17 protein-coding genes are annotated in these 18,322 nt (G+C 61.3%); 7 read left to right on the top strand and 10 right to left on the bottom strand.

Annotated elements, in window-relative coordinates; translation table 11 throughout:
• The first annotated feature begins 44 nt into the window (after positions 1-44).
• Positions 45-398, top strand: a complete 354-nt coding sequence (locus ACX80T_RS09540; protein WP_024477452.1) for a hypothetical protein — start codon at positions 45-47, stop codon at positions 396-398.
• On the opposite strand, the gene ACX80T_RS09535 is transcribed toward ACX80T_RS09540, so the two are convergent.
• A complete protein-coding gene (locus ACX80T_RS09535; protein ID WP_272942570.1) occupies positions 395-1,339 on the bottom strand; it encodes a 1-phosphofructokinase family hexose kinase in 945 nt (314 codons plus the stop codon). The two genes, ACX80T_RS09540 and ACX80T_RS09535, sit on opposite strands and share 4 nt — an antisense overlap.
• 248 nt (positions 1,340-1,587) lie before the next feature.
• Here ACX80T_RS09535 and ACX80T_RS09530 point away from each other — a divergent pair, with 248 nt between their 5' ends.
• The 4 genes from ACX80T_RS09530 to ACX80T_RS09515 all read left to right on the top strand — a co-directional run bounded on the left by ACX80T_RS09530 (position 1,588) and on the right by ACX80T_RS09515 (position 5,976).
• A complete protein-coding gene (locus ACX80T_RS09530) occupies positions 1,588-3,021 on the top strand; it encodes an HNH endonuclease (protein ID WP_019482481.1) in 1,434 nt (477 codons plus the stop codon).
• A 76-nt stretch (positions 3,022-3,097) separates the two neighbouring features.
• The gene (locus tag ACX80T_RS09525; protein ID WP_019482482.1) at positions 3,098-3,778 is read left to right on the top strand and encodes a DNA alkylation repair protein; all 681 of its coding nucleotides are present in this window, start codon (positions 3,098-3,100) and stop codon (positions 3,776-3,778) included.
• Positions 3,779-4,075: 297 nt separating this feature from the next.
• Positions 4,076-4,582 carry a flavodoxin family protein gene (locus tag ACX80T_RS09520; RefSeq protein ID WP_019482483.1) on the top strand — a complete coding sequence of 169 codons (507 nt, stop codon included), beginning with the start codon at positions 4,076-4,078 and terminating at the stop codon, positions 4,580-4,582.
• A gap of 149 nt (positions 4,583-4,731) precedes the next feature.
• Complete coding sequence (locus tag ACX80T_RS09515; protein ID WP_019482484.1) at positions 4,732-5,976, top strand: glycosyltransferase; 1,245 nt, start codon at positions 4,732-4,734, stop codon at positions 5,974-5,976.
• A 249-nt stretch (positions 5,977-6,225) separates the two neighbouring features.
• Here the strand turns inward: ACX80T_RS09515 and ACX80T_RS09510 are convergent, their stop codons facing one another.
• Positions 6,226-6,945, bottom strand: coding sequence for a TetR/AcrR family transcriptional regulator C-terminal domain-containing protein (locus ACX80T_RS09510; RefSeq protein ID WP_019482485.1), 720 nt, complete (start codon positions 6,943-6,945; stop codon positions 6,226-6,228).
• An 85-nt stretch (positions 6,946-7,030) separates the two neighbouring features.
• Between ACX80T_RS09510 and ACX80T_RS09505 the strand changes: the two genes are divergently transcribed.
• Together ACX80T_RS09505 and ACX80T_RS09500 are read left to right on the top strand one after the other, a co-directional pair.
• The gene (locus ACX80T_RS09505; protein ID WP_019482486.1) at positions 7,031-7,732 is read left to right on the top strand and encodes a DUF4386 domain-containing protein; all 702 of its coding nucleotides are present in this window, start codon (positions 7,031-7,033) and stop codon (positions 7,730-7,732) included.
• A 90-nt stretch (positions 7,733-7,822) separates the two neighbouring features.
• A complete protein-coding gene (locus ACX80T_RS09500) occupies positions 7,823-8,809 on the top strand; it encodes an NAD(P)-dependent alcohol dehydrogenase (protein WP_019482487.1) in 987 nt (328 codons plus the stop codon).
• A 237-nt stretch (positions 8,810-9,046) separates the two neighbouring features.
• On the opposite strand, the gene nrdF is transcribed toward ACX80T_RS09500, so the two are convergent.
• The 8 genes from nrdF to ACX80T_RS09460 form a co-directional block, all read right to left on the bottom strand.
• Complete coding sequence (gene nrdF, locus ACX80T_RS09495; protein WP_019482488.1) at positions 9,047-10,021, bottom strand: class 1b ribonucleoside-diphosphate reductase subunit beta; 975 nt, start codon at positions 10,019-10,021, stop codon at positions 9,047-9,049.
• 90 nt (positions 10,022-10,111) lie between these two features.
• The gene (gene nrdE, locus ACX80T_RS09490; protein ID WP_026041030.1) at positions 10,112-12,211 is read right to left on the bottom strand and encodes a class 1b ribonucleoside-diphosphate reductase subunit alpha; all 2,100 of its coding nucleotides are present in this window, start codon (positions 12,209-12,211) and stop codon (positions 10,112-10,114) included.
• Positions 12,212-12,279: 68 nt separating this feature from the next.
• On the bottom strand, positions 12,280-12,738 hold the full coding sequence (gene nrdI, locus ACX80T_RS09485) for a class Ib ribonucleoside-diphosphate reductase assembly flavoprotein NrdI (protein WP_026041031.1): 459 nt from the start codon (positions 12,736-12,738) through the stop codon (positions 12,280-12,282).
• A gap of 82 nt (positions 12,739-12,820) precedes the next feature.
• Positions 12,821-13,075, bottom strand: a complete 255-nt coding sequence (nrdH, locus tag ACX80T_RS09480) for a glutaredoxin-like protein NrdH (RefSeq protein WP_019482491.1) — start codon at positions 13,073-13,075, stop codon at positions 12,821-12,823.
• A gap of 498 nt (positions 13,076-13,573) precedes the next feature.
• On the bottom strand, positions 13,574-14,848 hold the full coding sequence (locus ACX80T_RS09475) for an SAM-dependent methyltransferase (protein WP_243400500.1): 1,275 nt from the start codon (positions 14,846-14,848) through the stop codon (positions 13,574-13,576).
• 17 nt (positions 14,849-14,865) lie between these two features.
• Positions 14,866-16,143: an SAM-dependent methyltransferase gene (locus ACX80T_RS09470; protein WP_116778111.1), complete on the bottom strand. Its 1,278-nt coding sequence runs from the start codon at positions 16,141-16,143 to the stop codon at positions 14,866-14,868.
• A complete protein-coding gene (locus ACX80T_RS09465) occupies positions 16,140-16,865 on the bottom strand; it encodes a DUF1365 domain-containing protein (RefSeq protein ID WP_116778112.1) in 726 nt (241 codons plus the stop codon). Before ACX80T_RS09465 ends, ACX80T_RS09470 begins: the two co-directional genes overlap by 4 nt.
• Positions 16,862-18,271 carry an NAD(P)/FAD-dependent oxidoreductase gene (locus ACX80T_RS09460; protein ID WP_207771304.1) on the bottom strand — a complete coding sequence of 470 codons (1,410 nt, stop codon included), beginning with the start codon at positions 18,269-18,271 and terminating at the stop codon, positions 16,862-16,864. The genes ACX80T_RS09465 and ACX80T_RS09460 overlap by 4 nt, the downstream gene beginning before the upstream one ends.
• Between the last annotated feature and the right edge of the window lie 51 nt (positions 18,272-18,322).

The raw sequence follows: 18,322 nt of genomic DNA, 5'->3' as shown, positions 1-18,322 counted from the left end.
CAGAGTCCAAGGGCCTGTCCGCACAGCTGCCCTATGCTTGGACCATGGACTTCCTTCGCCTTCTGCTCGTCTTTCTCCACATTCTCGGTACGGCCGCCATCGTGGGCGGCTGGTTGGCCACATTCAAGCACCCCACCGTCACGCAGTGGCAGTGGATCGGCGCCCTCACCCAACTGGTCACGGGCCTGCTGCTGGTGGGTCTCGCTGAGATGGGCGACGGCGACGGCCCGAACCACGCCAAAATAGCCGTCAAGCTGGTCCTGACCATCGGCGTGGTTGTCGCCGCGTTCATCGGCCGCCGTAAGGCCAAGTCCGGACACGACGTCGCTAAGGGACTGGCGCACGGCGTCGGCGGTCTTGCACTGATCAACGTCGCGGTAGCAGTCTTCTGGAGCTAGCCCGAGTCAGTGCCGGGCGAGGGGACGCGCTGGGCCATCAGTTCCGCTTCGAGACGCGCTATGTCGTTTCGATGACAGAGTTCTGTGCCGGGTGTCATCGCTGCAGCGCTTCCGGCAGCTAGGGCTGTCAGGAAGGCGCTATCAACGGGTGAGCCCTGCGCAAGTCGGAGAACAAATGCCCCGAGAAAACTGTCGCCTGCTCCCACCGTGCTGACGACCTGCACTGACGGGGCCGGTAGCCGGATGGTGCCGGCCTCGGATGCAAGCACTGCCCCGGCATGGCCTAGGGTCAGTGCGACATATTCCGCTGCCCGGTCGGCGACCAGGCCCGACGCCGCCTCAATCTGAGCCTGCTCAGTGTCAAGCGCCCGGCCGAGATGAGTCGCCAGCTCCCGCCGGCTGGGCTTGACCAGAAACACCCCTTCTGCCAGCGCCTCGGACAGTGCTGCACCCGAGGCATCCACGACACAGCGGGCGCCGACCTTCCTGGCCAGGCGCGCCACCCGGGCATAAAAATCGTCCGGCACCCCGGGAGGGAGGCTTCCGCTGGCTATGACATACCCTTCCGGCAGAATCGCCTCCGAAACGAGCGCGAGACAGGCTCGCCACTCGGATTTGCTGAGCTCTGGGCCTTCGAGCACAAACCGGAATTGGGCGCCCGTCCCCGTCTCGTCGACGGTGAAACTTTCGCGGGTACTTCCTTCGATGGGTGCAACGAGGACCGGGATCCGCTCGGCTTCGATGAGGCGACGATACGCCTCCCCGGTTGGACCGCCGGCCGTGCATACGGCGAGCACCTGTCCGCCGAGTCGCTGGATAACCCTTGCCGCGTTCATTCCTCCGCCGCCCGGTTCCAGTCGGCTCGCGGAGCACCGAAGTTTATGACCACCGATGACCTGGTCAGTGGACGTGTAAACGTCCAACGCAGGGTTCACCGTCAAACTAAGAATCGGTTTGGGATGCCGCGGCGTGGGCGCCCGTTGAGAGTCTCCAGAGTCGGAGCTGGCCGCTTTGCCATTCATTGAGTACTACCCCCTGCGGTGGGTTTACGCCCAACTTACTCCCTGGTCAGTGCTACGTCACGAGGTGCCATTTTGCCGGTTTTTGGTTCGAATATTTGTTTGAGAGAGTTGTCCACATAGGCCCCATAATTCTCCGCAGTGTCGGAGCGGTTTGGGACAATGGAGGTATGGACGGCAGCAGGGCTCCATCAGTGACTGAGAAGGAACTTCCCTTCCCGGGAACGGCTCCGCGCGGCCCGTCAAGCCTGGGCAATACCGCTGATGGCAATACCGCTGATGACAGTACCGCTGATGGCAGCGCTGGCCCGGATGCTGGCACGCGTGCCTTACTCGACGCCCTCACGGCACTGAGGCCAGCCACGAACCCGGCCGGGATGATCGACCAGCTCCGCGGCCTGGAGGACCTCAAATCCGCCATCGCCGGAGTACAGGCCCGGATCGCGGTTGCCTTCGACCGCTCTGAACGCCACCACCAGGCCCAGACCGGGGTGCCAACCGCGGAGCAGGGCAAAAGTATCGGCGCGCAGGTCGCGTTGGCCCGGCGGGAATCCCCCTCCCGCGGCAACCGGCTCCTGGGCCTCGCCCAGGCCCTGGTCACCGAGATGCCCCACACTCTGGCTGCCCTGCACACCGGCCAGCTCAACGAATGGCGAGCCACCCTGTTAGTGAAAGAAACAGCATGCCTCTCCAGCTCCGACCGGACCGCCGTCGATGAAGAACTCAGCCCCGACACCGGGACCTTCACCGGGTGCGGGGACAAAACCATCATCGCCGCGGCCAAGGCTGCCGCCTACCGTCGGGACCCCCGCTCCGTGGTCAACCGCGCAGCCCACGCAGCCAACGAACGATTCGTCAGCATCCGCCCAGCACCGGACACCATGGCCTACCTCACCGCCCTGCTGCCGGTGAAGGAAGCCGTCACCGCCTACACGGCACTATCCCGGCACGCCGATACCGCCAGGGCGACCGGGGACACCCGATCCCGAGGCCAACTCATGGCCGACACCCTCGTCGAACGCACCACCGGGGTACCCGGGGGTGTCTCCCGCGTCGAACTGCAAGTGATCATCACCGACCGCGCCCTCCTCCAAGGTGACAGCGAACCGGCCAGAATCCCCGGCTACGGCATCGTCCCCTCGTCCTGGGCCCGGGACCTCATCCACCCCACTGACATCCACCCCGACATCAACCCCGCTGGCAGTGACCCTGCTGACGCTGAGCGGCATGCCTTCGACGTCTGGGTCCGGCGCCTTTACACCACACCAACAAGCGGTGATCTGGTCGCCCTGGACTCCAAAGCGCGGCTCTTCACCCCGGCGCAACGCCGGTTCATCACCGCAAGGGACCACACCTGCCGCACCCCGTACTGCGACGCGCCAATCCGACACTACGACCACATCATTCCCTGGCACCAAAGCGGCCGGACGTCGATCACCAACGGCGCCGGACTCTGCGAAGCCTGCAACCACACCAAAGAACAACCCGGCTGGGGAGCCCACCCACGCCCAGGACCCAGACACACCCTCCGAATCACCACTCCGACCGGACACAGGTACACATCCACCGCCCCACCCCTCCCCGGCGCCCGGTACCGGATCTGACCCTGCGGGGTCTTTGTCTTCCCAGTAGTCTTGGCAGTCACACGATGCAATGGGTCATGAGGAAGAGGAACCCGTGATGACGGAGACGACAACAGACGAGGTACTTGCCGAGCTGGCCTCCCTCGAGGATCCCGGAATCAGAGTGGTGAATGCGAGGCACGGGGACGATCACGGAGTAAATCTGGGGAAGCTGCGCGCCGTAGCCAAGCGTTTGAAGACTCAACACGACCTTGCAGTGAGCCTCTGGGCAACCGGTGATACAGCTGCAAGGTTGGTCGCGCTTCTGATCTGCCGCCCGAAGGCTTTCGAACGTGACGAGCTGGACTCGATGCTCAGGGAAGCTCGTGCACCCAAAGTGCATGACTGGCTCGTCAACTATGTGGTGAAGAAGAGCCCGTTCGCCGAAGATTTACGGATCGTTTGGTTTGCCGACCTGAATCCCGTCGTGGCGGCTGCCGGTTGGGCACTGACTTCGGAACGAGTGATCAAGAGTCCCGATGGCCTGGACCTTCAGGCCCTGCTCGATGTTATTGAAGCAGAGATGAAGGACGCCCCGGATCGGCTTCAGTGGGCGATGAACCACTGTCTGGCGATGATTGGGATTGAACACGTCGAGCATCGTGCTCGAGCGCTTGATATCGGTGAGCGCCTTGAGGTCCTCAAGGACTACCCGACTCCCCCAAACTGCACCTCACCGTTCGCGCCGAGCTGGATCAACGAGATGGTGAGCCGGCAGGGGACCCAGGAAACTGGGTAAGCATGCGGATCGTCTCCTGGAACTGCGCGATGGGTTCCTCAAAGAAGGCCCACCTCCCGGCACGCCGCGCACACATGGTGGGAGCATTGCATTCACGGCGACCCAGCGTCGCGTAGGTGTCTCAGTACACCTAGGAGACCGGTCGAGGACACCCAGCAAACTCGATGACCACGCTTCAGTCGGTGCATAAACGCTCTCAGGCGTGAACACCATGAAACAGGCGGGGCAGACGTGGGGAGGTATCCCGGATAGGCTGTGAATACGGCCTTAATCGTGGTCTCTATATTAGGAGTAACGATGCGCGCACTTGTGGTCTACGAGTCTCTGTGGGGCAATACCGAGAAGGTAGCGCGAGCCATCGGCGCCAGACTTGCCGTCAATGCCGACGTTGAGGTGCGTGACTCGGATGCAGCACCAACGTTAGTTGATGGATACGACTTGTTGGTGGTTGGTGGCCCGACGCACGCTTTCTCTATGACACGCGCATCCACCCGAGCTGACGCCGTCAAGTCCCACTCGGCCCCGCATGAGCCGGCCCGTGGCATCCGGGATTGGCTCAACCAAGTCGAACGGCCCAGCACTGAGATCCCCGCCTTCGCGTTCGATACCCGGGTCGACAAACCGAGACTCCCCGGTTCCGCGGCAAAGGCGGCGAGACACGAGTTGCGCTCACTTGGATTCGACACACAAGTCAAGCAGCAAACCTTCCGCGTCCATGGCTACGAAGGGCCCCTCCTGGACGGTGAGATCGAACGCGCAACGGAGTGGGCAGGCGATCTGCTTGCGCGGCTTGGCGCTCCATAAGGCACACGGAGTACCTCCTGTAGACCGGATGAACAATCTTCGAAGCCCCCTCCGTCCGGCTGGACCCCTGAGGTTAGTAGGCTCCATCAACCGGACGGTCTGCGGGTTTCGGGGGCCGAGTTCGGTCTGCAACCACTGAGGAGGTCACCGTGTCAGTTCTCCTTTTCGCACCGGTCACGTTCAATCTGGCTGAAACAACCCGCATGATCGAGGTTGCAAAAGCACTTCGCGATCGTCATGAGTGCGTCTTCCTGGGGTACGAACCGGACTTCTCTCATTTCATCATCGACGCTGGGTTTACCTTCCATCAATTGCAACCGGTGTGGAATGAGCTAGAAAAAGCTCGGGCGCTGGCGCTGGATCAAGGCCGAGGGGTGCGCAACCCGTTCACCGTTGATTTGGTGCGCCGCCGGGTGGCGGCGGAACGCCGCCTGATTCGTGAGACCGCAGCTGTAGCCGTGGTGCACGGCACCAACGTCACCTCTCTGATCTCTGCACGCGCCGAAGGGATTCCACTCTTCTACCCGGTACCGTTTGCACTGACACGTCCTCATGTTGAGCAGACCAAACACGGCCTCTTCGCTATCCCAGGGTGGGTAGAGCCGGTGGTAATGCCTGCCTTCAGGGCTCTTTACAACACTGCTCCCCTGGTCCCACGCGCCTTCAAAATCGCGGCCCGGGAAAACTCAAAGCGCCCGCTTCGCAGCATGGCGTCGATGTTCGAGGCAGACTACAACCTGCTCACCGTTATGCCATGGGAACTGGAGGGCTATTCGTTGCCATCCAACTATGAGAGGGTAGGGCCAATCTTCGCGCACCTGCCAGGGGAGTTGCCCGACGTCGTTCACGATCTTGCGTCCTCTCCCCGGCCGCTGGTCTACCTTGCGCTCGGGTCTTCAGCAAGCAGACGTCTGGCTCTGGGTACCCTTCGATCCTTGGGTAAACTACCCATCAACGTCGTCGCACCTGTGGCCCATTACCTTACTGATGGCGACCGCAAGGAGGTACCCGCCAATGTGACAGTGACCGGTCTGCTGCCGGCTCACCGGCTAGGGGGGCTGGTGGATGCGGCAGTCCTTCATGGTGGTCAAGGGACTGTGCAGACGGCATGCGCCACGGGAGTCCCCTTCGTGGGGATGGGATTGCAGCCGGAGCAGAGGTGGAATGTTGCCGTATGTGAACGCCGTGGCAACGCGACAGCTTTACGACCCCGCCAGGTCGGCACTCCTACCTTCGCGCGGTCGGTTCGAACTGCCATCGAAGATTCGGGTATGCGCGATGCCGCGACCCGCACCAAACTGGCCTACGCGTGTGAAAACGGTGCGATCGCCGCGGCGTCCGCGATCGCACGCGTTCTGGCCTCTCCCAATCCCCGGGACTTCGAAGCTCCTTGAGTCTTCACCTGCCCTCCCATCCGTCATCAGTCCCGACGGAAACTATCGGATTGGTTCTGCATCCTGCCCCACACAACTTGTGCTTCCTGGTGCTGGAAGGATTGGCATCAGGTGTGGCACTGCGATCTAAGGGAGCGAGCCCAGGCACCATATCCAGGCACCAGCGTAGCGGACGTCTTCGCCATCTCTTGATCGATCCCGAAGGCTAACCCGACGGACCAAAGGGACCATGCGTAGCCTCAGTCTTCGTCAAGCGCTTTCGGTCAGCATGCCTTGAGGGTGACGATCCCCCGGATGTCGTTCGAGCCATCCCTCGAGTCCGTCGAGGAGAAGGTCGAGGCCGAGCGGAAACTCGTCGCCATAGGAGTAGCCCGGTTGAAGCACATGCTCCGCCGTCAGCTCGGCGAGGTACGGGTAATCGTTGACGGGAAGTTGGGCGAGCATGGCGTGCGCCATGGCAGCCGTCTCTTCCTGAGTGTGAAACGGCAGGTTCTTCTCCTGCATCGCGAAGCCGTAGATGTAGCTGTCCAATGCCGAGAACGCGTGAGCTGCCATGGCAATGGAAAATCCCGCGTTCCGCAACGTGCCGATCACCCGGTCGTGATGCCGCAGCGTGGCTGGCCCGGGATTGGTCCCTGAGTCCTTCAAACCGGTGGCCCATGGGTGGCGTGAGAGCGTGTCGCGGAATGAGACCGATCGCTTGCGGATCGCCGTCTTCCAATCGTCGCTGTGCAAGGGCAGTTCGATCTCGTTGAACACGGCGTCGACCATAGCATTGAGCAGGTCTTCTTTGTTCGCGACGTGGTTGTAAAGCGACATCGCTTCCACCCCGAGTTCTTCCCCGAGCCTGCGCATCGTCAGTGATTCGATGCCCGAGTCATCGGCAAGCGCAATTGCTGCGCCCAGCACCAGCTCGCGGTTCAGGCGGCCGCGTGATGCCGCCTCGGTCTTGGTCGAGAGTCTCGCCATAATTTCTCCGTTCTGGTCTATTGACAACCTTACCATGTAGGCGTACTTTACTTACACCATCAGCTTACAACGTAAGGATATCAAAATGAACCGCACCTCGCTCGACTCGAGCAAGACCGACGTCGCGCAACGCCCGATGAACTTCACCACCTGGTCGCCACGAACTGCGGCCTTTGTGGCCGGACTCGGACTCGCGATCATGGCGGTGCTGGCTGGTTTCGCCAACTTCGGCGCGATTGTTCCCCTGATCGCTCGCGGTGATGCCGAACAGACCGCACAGAACGTCTCCGGCGCCCCGCTCCTGTTCTTCGCGGGTGTCGTCGGCTTTTTCATCGTGGCCCTGCTCGACATCATCGTGGCGGGGGCGTTCTACACACTGTTCCGGCCGGTGAGCCGTCGGGTCTCGGCGGCGGCCGCCTGGATGAGATCGGTGTACGCGGTCTTGTTGGTGGTTGCGCTCAGTCAACTCGTGATCGGGTTCTCGCTCCTCGGCGATCCCGAAGCCGCCCTCCCGGTGCTGGAGTCGTTCAACACCATCTGGGTCATCAGCCAGGGCCTGTTCGGCATTTCCCTTCTGCTGGTCGGCTATCTGGCCTTCCGATCGGGTTTCGTGCCAAAGGTCTTCGGCATTCTGCTCGCCATCGCAGGCATCGGATACCTGGCCGATGCTGTCGGTGTGGCCGTTATCCCCGACTTCTCTGCCGTATTCGCCCAGTTCATGTTCGTGGGCGAGGTAGCGATTATCTTCTGGCTACTCATCGCTGGCCGCCGGCTGCCCGCCAACTGAACCGTCGACTGCCAAGGAGAAGACCATGGACAATCCCGGCACCGGAAACTTCCCCAGGTCCTAGCCACACCCCTAACTCAGGAGAACCGCATGCAGGCAATCACAAGCCGCTCCTACGGCACGCCAGAAGTCGTCCACGTTGAAGAGATTGATACACCGGTCCCCAGAAAAGGGGAGGTATTGATCCGCAACTATGCAACCGTCGTCTCACAGGCGGAATCTACCGCACGCAACGGCAAGGACCCCCTTGCTAGGCTCTACTTCGGTTTAGCACGGCCGCGCTTTCCGGTCCTGGGAACTGGCTTTGCCGGTGAAATTCAGTCAATAGGAAGCGCTGTGACCAAGTTTCGTGTTGGTGATCAGGTCACAGGATCAGCGGGACCGACCTTCGGTGCCCATGCCGAGTACGTCACGGTCCCCGAAAACGGGATCATCGCGTTGAAGCCTGCCGGCCTGGTACCGACGGACGCCGTGGCAGTCCTGGATGGTGCACTCACCGCCTTGCCCTTTCTAAGAGACGCCGCCAGCCTGAAGTCCGGTCAGTCGATATTGATCAACGGCGCCTCCGGCGCGGTGGGTACGGCGGCCGTTCAGCTCGCCAAGCATTTCGGGGCAGTTGTCACCGGGGTCTGCAGCACGGCAAACCTTGACCTGGTGAAATCCCTAGGTGCCGACACAGTGATCGATTACACCGCACAGGACTTCACAGAGCTGGGCCAGGTCTATGACGTTGTCTTTGATGCGGTAGGCAAGAGCTCATACATCCGCAGCCGGAAGCTTCTGAAGCCCGGCGGCATCTACCTGACGACCGTGCCCTCCTTACCGATTTTGATGTGGATGCTGGTGACTCGCATCTTCGGCAAAACCCGGGCAAAAATCGCGTTCACCGGGCTTCGAAGAGCCAAAGCGATGGCTCTGGATGTGAAGTTCATCAGCCATCTGGCGGCATCGGGACACTATGTCCCGGTTATCGACCGAACCTACAACCTGAAGGAAGCCGCCTCCGCGCATGCCCGTGTGCAATCAGGGCGCAAGAAAGGCAGCGTCGTCCTCACCCTGCATGACCCCGGTGAATAGCGGCCTCCGCGGCAGCGGCACTGTTCTTTCCCTGACACCCGGAAACCCTGACCCGGAACATCGCGTCCCCGTCGTTTATCGAACGCATCATCTGAGTCCCGGTAACCATCTTGCTGGTGATAACACGCTGGCCTCTTCTGTCTTCTCGAAGAGGGCAGGAAAAAGGCCCGAACCCGCGAGTTTTCGCAGATCCGGGCCTCTGACCAGACTTTCAGCAGGGACTTCGAAAATAAACTCCTAGAAGTCCCAGTCATCGTCCTCGGTGTTGACTGCCTTGCCGATGACGTAGGACGAACCCGAACCCGAGAAGAAGTCGTGGTTCTCGTCGGCATTCGGCGACAGCGCAGACAGGATCGCAGGGTTCACGTCAGTGACCGACGCCGGGAACATCGCCTCGTAGCCGAGGTTCATCAGCGCCTTGTTGGCGTTGTAGTGCAGGAACTTCTTGACGTCCTCCGCCAGCCCGACGGAGTCGTACAGATCGTGGGTGTACTGGACCTCGTTCTCGTACAGCTCGAACAACAGCTCAAACGTGTAGTCCTTGATCTCCTGCTTCCGCTCAGCCGACTCTTTCTCAAGACCCTTCTGGAACTTGTAGCCGATGTAGTAGCCGTGAACGGCTTCATCGCGGATGATCAGACGGATCAGGTCAGCCGTGTTGGTCAGCTTCGCCCGTGACGACCAGTACATCGGCAGGTAGAAACCTGAGTAGAAGAGGAAGCTCTCGAGCAGCGTCGACGCCACCTTACGCTTCAGGGGATCGTCACCACGGTAGTAGTTCATGACAATCTCAGCCTTGCGCTGCAAATTCTCATTCTCAGTCGACCAACGGAACGCCTCGTCGATTTCCTTGGTGGAAGCCAGCGTCGAGAAGATCGACGAATAGCTCTTGGCGTGCACCGACTCCATGAACGCGATGTTCGTGTACACGGCCTCCTCATGAGGAGTGATCGCATCGGGAATCAGGCTGACAGCGCCAACCGTGCCCTGGATCGTATCCAGCAGGGTCAAACCGGTGAACACCCGCATGGTGAGCTGCTGCTCGTCAGGAGTCAGCGTCGCCCACGACTGAACATCGTTGGACAACGGCACCTTCTCGGGCAGCCAAAAGTTGTTGACCAGACGGTTCCAGACATCCACGTCCTTGTCGTCCTGGATGCGGTTCCAGTTGATTGCCTCAACGTGGCTGAGCAGCTTGACCTTCTCGGTCATGTCATCCCCTAAATGGTGGGTTAGTTCTTAGTTAAAGCGTACGACGGCGGGCGGGCACCCGCCGTCGTACTGGTAGTCAGCAGCGGCTGCCTACAACATGCAGCTGACGCAGCCCTCTACCTCGGTCCCTTCCAGCGCAAGCTGGCGGAGACGGATGTAGTAAATGGTCTTGATGCCCTTCTTCCAGGCGTAAATCTGGGCCTTGTTGATGTCCCGCGTGGTGGCGGTGTCCTTGAAGAACAACGTCAACGACAGGCCCTGATCCACGTGCTGCGTGGCAGCGGCGTAGGTGTCAATGACCTTTTCGAAACCCAACTCATACGCATCCTCGTAGTACTCGAGGTTGTCGTTCGTCAGGTATGGCGCCGGGTAGTACACGCGGCCCAGCTTGCCTTCCTTGCGGATCTCGATCTTCGACGCCACCGGGTGGATCGACGAGGTGGAGTTGTTGATGTAGCTGATCGAACCGGTGGGTGGAACGGCCTGCAGGTTCTGGTTGTAGATGCCGTGCTCCATGACCGAAGCCTTCAGAGCACTCCAGTCCTCCTGGGTAGGAATGTGGATGTTCTTGAACAGCTCGGCAACCTTCTCTGTCTGCGGAACCCAGGCCTGGTTAGTGTACTTGTCGAAGAACTCGCCGCTGGCGTACTTGGACTTCTCAAAGCCACCGAATGTGGTGCCGGTCTGGATGGCCAGCAGGTTCGATGCCCGCACCGCGTGGTAGACCACCGAGTAGAAGTAAATATTGGTGAAGTCCAGGCCCTCTTCGGATCCGTAGTGCACCCGCTCGCGTGCCAGATAACCGTGCAGGTTCATCTGGCCGAGGCCAATCGCGTGGCTCTGGTCATTGCCGCGGGCAATCGACGGAACCGAGACGATATTGGACATGTCAGACACAGCCGACAGCGACCGGATGGCCGTTTCGATGGTCAGACCGAAGTCCGGCGAATCCATGGTCTTCGCAATGTTCAGCGAACCCAGGTTGCAGGAGATGTCCTTGCCGGTCTCGTCGTAGGACAGGTCATCGTGGTACGTGGTGGGCTGTGAGACCTGAAGGATCTCGGAGCACAGGTTGGACATGATGATCTTGCCGTCGATCGGGTTGGCCCGGTTCACCGTGTCCTCGAACATGATGTAGGGGTAGCCGGACTCGAACTGGATCTCCGCGAGCGTCTGGAAGAAGTCGCGAGCCTTGATCTTGGTCTTCTTGATCCGGGCGTCGTCCACCATTTCGTAGTACTTCTCGGTGACCGAAACGTCGGAGAACGGCATGCCGTACACCTTTTCGACGTCGTAGGGCGAGAACAGGTACATGTCCTCATCCTTCTTGGCCAGCTCGAAGGTGATGTCAGGGATCACGACGCCGAGCGACAGGGTCTTGATCCGGATCTTCTCGTCAGCGTTCTCACGCTTGGTGTCGAGGAAGCGGTAGATGTCAGGGTGGTGGGCGTGCAGGTACACGGCCCCGGCACCCTGGCGGGCACCCAGTTGGTTGGCATAGGAGAAGCTGTCCTCAAGAAGCTTCATCACTGGGATGACGCCCGATGACTGGTTTTCGATCTGCTTGATTGGTGCACCAACCTCGCGGATGTTGGTCAGCGCGAACGCCACACCGCCGCCACGCTTGGACAGCTGCAGTGCCGAGTTGATGGACCGGCCGATCGACTCCATGTTGTCTTCGATGCGGAGCAGGAAGCAGGAGACCAGCTCACCGCGCTGGCGCTTGCCAGCGTTCAGGAAGGTGGGGGTGGCCGGCTGGAAACGGCCCTCGATGATCTCGTCAACCATCTGCAGCGCCAACTGCTGGTCGCCGCGGGCCAGGTGGAGTGCCACCATGCAGACGCGGTCTTCGTAGCGCTCCAGGAATCGCTTGCCGTCGAACGTCTTGAGCGTGTACGAGGTGTAGAACTTGAAGGCGCCGAGGAAGGTCTCGAAGCGGAACTTCTTGCTGTACGCGCGCTTGTAGAGGTCGCGGATGAAGTTCATTGAGTACTGGTCAAGGGTTTCCCGCTCGTAGTACTCGTTCTTCACGAGGTAGTCGAGCTTTTCCTCAAGATCGTGGAAGAACACGGTGTTGTTATTGACGTGCTGCAGGAAGTACTGGTGTGCAGCCTCGCGATCGGCCTCAAACTGGATCTCCCCGTTGGGGCCGTAGAGGTTCAGCATTGCATTGAGCTCGTGATAGCCCATGCCGTGGAACCGCTCTAGCGCAGGTGCGGCGGTGCCGCCTGCTCCCTTTGTCTCTGTCTCTGCAACAGTCATATCCAAAACGCTTCCAATCCTTGGGCTACGCGGTCAACGTCCTCAGACGTTCCCATCAATTCAAATCTGTATAGAACAGGTACTCCACATTTGGCTGCGATGATGTCCGCCGCCAGGCAGTAGGTCTCCCCGAAGTTCGTGTTTCCGGCGCCGATAACGCCTCGGATCAAGGATCGATTTCCCTCGTCGTTGAGGAACTTGATCACCTGCTTGGGCACTGCGCCCCGCCCGGAAATTCCCCCATAGGTGGGAAGGACCAGTACATACGGCTGCAGTGCCCTAAGAGTCGGATCTCGCGTCAGTAGCGGCATTCGTGCTGAGACCGTGCCCATTGCCGCGTCCAACTTCTGGACGAAACGGTGGGTGTTGTCCGAAGACGACGAGAAATAAATCAGTCGGGCATTGGTCACCCCGCCCGGCTCGCTGGGAGCCGCTGCGGCGGGTGTAGTGTCCATTGCTGCGAGGGTCATGAGGTGAATGCTTCCCGACGACGGCGCGCTGGCCGCCCGTTCCACGGAAGATCCGTTTCCTGTCAGATCAGGCGACCGAGCTGACCGATGCCTGGCCGAGTTCTGCCAGTTCGTTGATCTTGTCTGGCCGGAAACCCGACCAGTGATCCTGCTCAGTGATGACTACTGGAGCCTGCATGTAGCCCAATGCGCGGACACGCTCCAAAGCGGCTGGATCCTGTGAGATATCCACGCTCTGGTAGGTGATGCCCTTCTTGTCCAATGCCCGGTACGTGGCGTTGCACTGTACGCATGCTGGCTTGGTGTAAACCGTGACGGTCATAGTCCCTCTCCCCTTGTAATTCTTAGCTTGTTATCGACGCATATTCAGGAATTGGAGGGCTTCAAAAGTGGGCTTCCCGATGGTGTTCCGGGCTGCTCCGCCTATGCCTACCTTGCCAGCGGTTCGATATATAAATACTACATCTAGTGCAAACCGATGGATGCGACCCCAAGATGATGTATTACAAGTATGTCATTCATCGGCTGGTTCGTCCACAGACAATCCACAAGTGAACCCCTTGGAAATGTGCGGAAACCGGCCAATCCCAGAGCGTCGTCCACACCCCTGTGGAGTACTTGCACACAGGCAAAATACTTCTGTGTCGTGAGTTGTCGGCGTGTCGCGGTTGCCCAGGTACTACGACGCCGCACCCGCCACTGCTGTGCAAAGGGTCTAGCTGCGCAAAGGGGATAGTTGCGCAAGGGTTCCAGCCACGTAGAGTTTCCAGCCGCGTGAAGTTGACAGCCGCGCAACAGTGTCGGCAGCCGAACAGAAAACCTAGCCGAGAGGCTTCTGGGACAGGATCTGATCCACTCCCATCCGCCCATCACGGAAGGTCATCATCGCGCCCACGAGATAGACCCGCCAGACCCGGGCCACTTCCTCGCCCATCATCTCAACGGCCTGATCCCAGTTGGCGTCAAACCGGTCATGCCAGGCGTCAATGGTCCTGACATAGTGTTCCCGCATGGCCTCGACCCCGAGGATCTCGAATCCGGCGTTCTCGATCAGGTTGACCGTGTCGCCGACAGCCCGCATATGCATATCGGGAGCAATGAAGGATTCGATGAACGGTCCACCACCCGGGTGTTTGCCGTGACGCGACATCTGCTGGATCAGTACCTTGCCGCCGGGCCGCACGTTGCGGAACAGGGTGGAGGTGTAGGTGCCGTAGTTTTCTTCACCGACATGCTCGCCCATCTCCAACGATGCCACCGCGTCGTAGGGTCCGTCGCGAACATCGCGGTAGTCCTGCAACCGGATCTCTACCCGGTCCTGCAGGCCACGTTCCTTGATGCGCTGATCGATAAAAGCCTTCTGTTCCCTGGAAATGGTCACACCGGTGACTTTGGCACCGAAGTGCTCGGCGGCGAAGAGACTCAGCGAACCCCATCCGCAGCCGACATCGAGGAAACGCTGCCCGGGCATGGTATCCAGTCCGATCTTGCGGCAAACCTGGTCCAGCTTGTCCCGTTGGGCGTCCTCCAGCGTGTAATCCTGATCATCGGAGCGCCAATAGCCGCAGGAGTAGGCCATGTGATCATCAAGGATCAGTTCGTAGAAGGCATTCGACAGGTCGTAATGGTGGCTGATTGCCTCGCGATCACGGAGCAGGCTATGCAGACGGCCCTTGATCTTCGCCTGCGACGCCGGTGCCGGGAGCGGCGGTCCGAAGACCCCCAGCTCGCGGGCCAGCTTGGTCAACTGCAACACCAGCGCGGGAGTGAGCTTCGGCATCGACAGATCACGCGACGCCACCACCTTCCACAGATGGGTCAGCGCTGCTTCGAGGGAGCCTGGCACATCGATCTCTCCGGTCACATAGGCCTGGGCCGCACCCAACTCCCCCGGGCTCCAGAGCAACCGCCGCAGCGCATTGGCGCTGTTGATCTGCACCTCTGGCTGGTCCTCCGGCCCGGCAGTACTGCCGTCCCAGGCCCGCAAATGGACGGGCAACTCGCCGCCGACAATGGGTTCGAGGATCCGCGCGAGCTTTCCGGCAATGTCCTTATCGATGCTGGCGGCCTGCAATGTGGCGTCTGGCTGAGTCAAGGGAATGCTCCTGATGGTTATGGCCGGCGGTCGAAGATGAGCTGTTGCACATCGAGGTAACCGGACTGAAAACCGGCCCTCGAATAGCACAGGTAGAACTGCCACATCCGCTGGAAGACCTGGTCAAAGCCCAGCTCCGAGACGTCATCGGTGTGGGCAAGGAACCGCTCTTCCCACAGCCGAAGGGTCTGCGCGTAGTGGTCGCCCATGGAGAGCCGCTCCCGTACCCGAAGGCTGGTGTAGCGGTCGGTGATGTCCTCGATCGCCCGCACCGATGGGATGAAGCCTCCGGGGAAGATGTACTTGTGGATCCAGGTGTAGGACCGGCGGGTCACCATCATCCGCTCGTGCGGCATGGTGATCGCCTGAATAGCCACCCGGCCGTCCGGGGCCAGCAGCCGGTCAATGGTCTGGAAGTACACGCCCCAGTACTCGTAGCCCACAGCCTCGATCATTTCTACCGACACGATCGCATCGAACTGGCCTTCGACGGCGCGGTAATCCTTCAGCTCCACGGTCACCTGATCGGAGAGGCCGGCGTCGGCAATGCGACGTTCGGCCAGTTCCTTCTGCTCACTCGACAGGGTTACCGAGACTACGGTGGCGCCGCGGCGTGCCGCACGGATGGCCAGCTCACCCCAGCCGGTGCCGATTTCCAACACGCGGGTGCCTTCCCTGACGTCGGCCTGGTCCAGCAGGCGGTCGACCTTGCGTTGCTGGGCTTCAGGAAGGTCATCCCACCGGGCGTCCAGCAGCTGCGGACCGTTGGCGTCAAACAGTGCACTGGAATAGGACATGGTGTCGTCCAGGAACAACTTGAACAGGTCATTGGACAGGTCATAGTGCCGGGAAATGTTTGACCGGGTGTTGACCTTGGTGTTGCGCTCCTTGCGGGGCGGCTTCGGCAGGTACAGTCCGCGGAGCTTCTGCAGCGGCACCGGGACCAGGTGCGCCGCCTGCGCGGCGAACACCTGCATCACCTCGGTGAGATCCGACGCCGTCCAGTCCTGCGCCATGTAGGCCTCACCCAGACCGATCAGACCGTTGTCGCCCAGGCGGGCAAAAAAGTCGGCGGGCCGGTGGATGCGCATCTCGGGACGTGGACCGCCGCCTGGAGCGCCGAGCACCGTACCGTCGTCGTACACCACCCTCAGTTGCAGGCGGTTCACTGCGGCAGCGAAGATTTTCTCGGCGAGGGCTGCAGCAACCTTGTTCCTCGGACCCGATGGAACGTTGGCGATACCGGGCCAATACTCCGGGTCAGCGTTAGCCTCGGAACGAACAAGGGTACTCATCGAACTGCCTCCTGTGATTCATGGTGTGGTCGGGTGCGCACCGGCAAACGACGCATCCAGAGTTTAACTCCCTGCCACCGGATCTGCGCAGCTGCGCGCAGGGGTGCAACAGGGATGGCCGTGATCATCCGAACAACATTTCGGGTGGTGGCCGGCAACCGGTGCCCTGCCATTGTGGCGATGAAAGGGGCCTGGCCGTCCCTGTGCAGGGTGATTGCAACCTTGAGACGTTCCGCCGGCTCCGGAACCCGCATTTCATAATTTCCTGAAACGTCGTTAAACGGCGACACATAGAACGCTTTCCCGGTTGTTGCCCGGCCGGACTCATCGGGGTTCAGCAGGTAGCAGTGACGCTCCCCATAGGTGTTGTGCACCTCGGCGATGACCGCGGCCAGCGACCCGTCGGTGCGATGGCACCAGAACAGGCTCAACGGGTTGAAAACGTGACCGAGCACCCGTCCGCTGGCCAGCATGGTCACCCGGCCGCCGTCGTCGTCGATACCCTGGGTCGCCAGGTAGGTCGCCACGTTGGACCGGATGGACTGCTCCGGGTCCCCCAGATGGTCGGCTGCCGAGAATACTGCGAATGGCCTGAGCACGCGCGGGAGCACCGGCAGATCAGCCAGATCCACGAACCAGCTGTAGCTGCGGTACGTGAACTCGTTCTGTAACGGCGTCCGGCGGATGTGTCGGATCGTCGTCGGGTACAGGGCGGCGGTCATGACGGAGCGTCCTCCAGCGCCGCGTCGAGTCGCTCGGCGTCCCAGGATCCCCCCAGGCGTTCTGCCGCGCGCAGCCCGGACAGGGCGCCATCCTCATGGAACCCCCAGCCGTGGTAGGCCCCGGCGAAGGCGATGCGGTCGTCGCTGAGCTCGGTCAACCGGCGCTGGGCGGCCAACGACGACGGCGTGTACTGGGGGTGTTCGTAGGTCATGGAACGCAGCACTGAGGCCGGGGCTATCTCGTCACCCTCACCTAGGCTGACCAGGAACCGGTGGTCGGTCCGGCCTTCGAGCCGCTGCAGCCGGGTGAGGTCGTACGTCACCAGCACACGGTCGGGGCTGGCGTCGCAGGACGGCAACCGATAGTTCCACGACGACCGCGCGGCGTCGGTGCGCGGCAGCACCGATTCATCGGTGTGGAACAGGGTGTGATTGGTGGAGTAGGGCATGTCGCCAAGCACTTCGGCCGCCAGCGGATCGGGGTCCCCCAACATGGCGAGCGCCTGATGCGGGTGGGTGGCAATGACCACGGCATCGTAGGTTTCGGTGGCCTGGTGCGCAGCATCGCCTAGCACCGTGACGACGACGCCGTCCCCCACCTTGCTCACATCGGTCACCGGCGAACCGAGCCGCACGTCCTCGATGTGTTCCAGCACCCGGGTCACGTATTCCCCCGACCCGCCAGTGACCGTGCGCCACTGGGGTGATCCTTTGATGGTGAGCATCCCGTGGTGGGACATGAAGGAGAACAGGTACCGCGCGGGGTAGGCGAGCGCCGTCGCCGGGTCGCAGGACCACACGGCCGAGACGACCGGGGTCATGAAGTGGGACGTGAAGTACTCGCTGAACTGTCCCTTGGCGAGAAACTCCCCGAGGGTCATGCCGTCGTCGACGGTTGGGCTGTCGGTGTGTCCCTCATACCCGCCGGTGTCCTTCAGCAGGGTGCGGGCGTCGCGCTGGAAGCGCAGTACTTCGAGCAGCATTTTGAGGTATTTCCCGCGGCGGAGCACTCCCTGCTGGGCGAACACCCCGCGGCGGCCCTTCGCTCCGGCGTATTCGAGGCCGCAGCCATCACACCGCACCGACATGGTCATGTCTGAGTCCTGCGTGGGAACCCCCAGCTCCCCGAAGAGTCGCAGCAAGGTGGGATAGGTCCTGTCGTTGTGGACGATAAACCCGGTGTCCACCCCCGAGGTGGTGCCATCGGACATCGGCATCTGGTGGGTGTGGGCGTGCCCGCCCGCACGGTGGTCGGCCTCGTACAGCGTGACCGAATGGTGACGGCTCAGCACGTAGGCCGCGGTCAGCCCGGCGACACCACTGCCGACGACGGCGATCCTGCGCCGTGCGCGGAACCCGCTACGGTCGGCCCCGAGGGGGTCAGGGTCATGCTGATAGTCGGTCATCTGCGCTCCTCCGCGTGGGTCGTGGGACTTCGCCGCCGGCCGGTTGGGCCG

It is taken from the genome of Arthrobacter sp. Sr33, from assembly GCF_054511195.1.
The sequence above is the reverse complement of the archived record's forward strand: the minus strand, read 5'-3'. Positions and strand labels throughout refer to the sequence as shown.

Coding starts and splice junctions, on each gene's coding strand:
- ACX80T_RS09540 (WP_024477452.1), top strand. CDS start 45: ATGGACTTCCTTCGCCTTCTGCTCGTCTTTCTCCACATTCTCGGTACG.
- ACX80T_RS09530 (WP_019482481.1), top strand. CDS start 1,588: ATGGACGGCAGCAGGGCTCCATCAGTGACTGAGAAGGAACTTCCCTTC.
- ACX80T_RS09525 (WP_019482482.1), top strand. CDS start 3,098: ATGACGGAGACGACAACAGACGAGGTACTTGCCGAGCTGGCCTCCCTC.
- ACX80T_RS09520 (WP_019482483.1), top strand. CDS start 4,076: ATGCGCGCACTTGTGGTCTACGAGTCTCTGTGGGGCAATACCGAGAAG.
- ACX80T_RS09510 (WP_019482485.1), bottom strand. CDS start 6,945: ATGGCGAGACTCTCGACCAAGACCGAGGCGGCATCACGCGGCCGCCTG.
- ACX80T_RS09505 (WP_019482486.1), top strand. CDS start 7,031: ATGAACCGCACCTCGCTCGACTCGAGCAAGACCGACGTCGCGCAACGC.
- ACX80T_RS09500 (WP_019482487.1), top strand. CDS start 7,823: ATGCAGGCAATCACAAGCCGCTCCTACGGCACGCCAGAAGTCGTCCAC.
- nrdF (WP_019482488.1), bottom strand. CDS start 10,021: ATGACCGAGAAGGTCAAGCTGCTCAGCCACGTTGAGGCAATCAACTGG.
- nrdE (WP_026041030.1), bottom strand. CDS start 12,211: ATGGGCTATCACGAGCTCAATGCAATGCTGAACCTCTACGGCCCCAAC.
- nrdI (WP_026041031.1), bottom strand. CDS start 12,738: ATGGACACTACACCCGCCGCAGCGGCTCCCAGCGAGCCGGGCGGGGTG.
- nrdH (WP_019482491.1), bottom strand. CDS start 13,075: ATGACCGTCACGGTTTACACCAAGCCAGCATGCGTACAGTGCAACGCC.
- ACX80T_RS09470 (WP_116778111.1), bottom strand. CDS start 16,143: ATGAGTACCCTTGTTCGTTCCGAGGCTAACGCTGACCCGGAGTATTGG.
- ACX80T_RS09465 (WP_116778112.1), bottom strand. CDS start 16,865: ATGACCGCCGCCCTGTACCCGACGACGATCCGACACATCCGCCGGACG.
- ACX80T_RS09460 (WP_207771304.1), bottom strand. CDS start 18,271: ATGACCGACTATCAGCATGACCCTGACCCCCTCGGGGCCGACCGTAGC.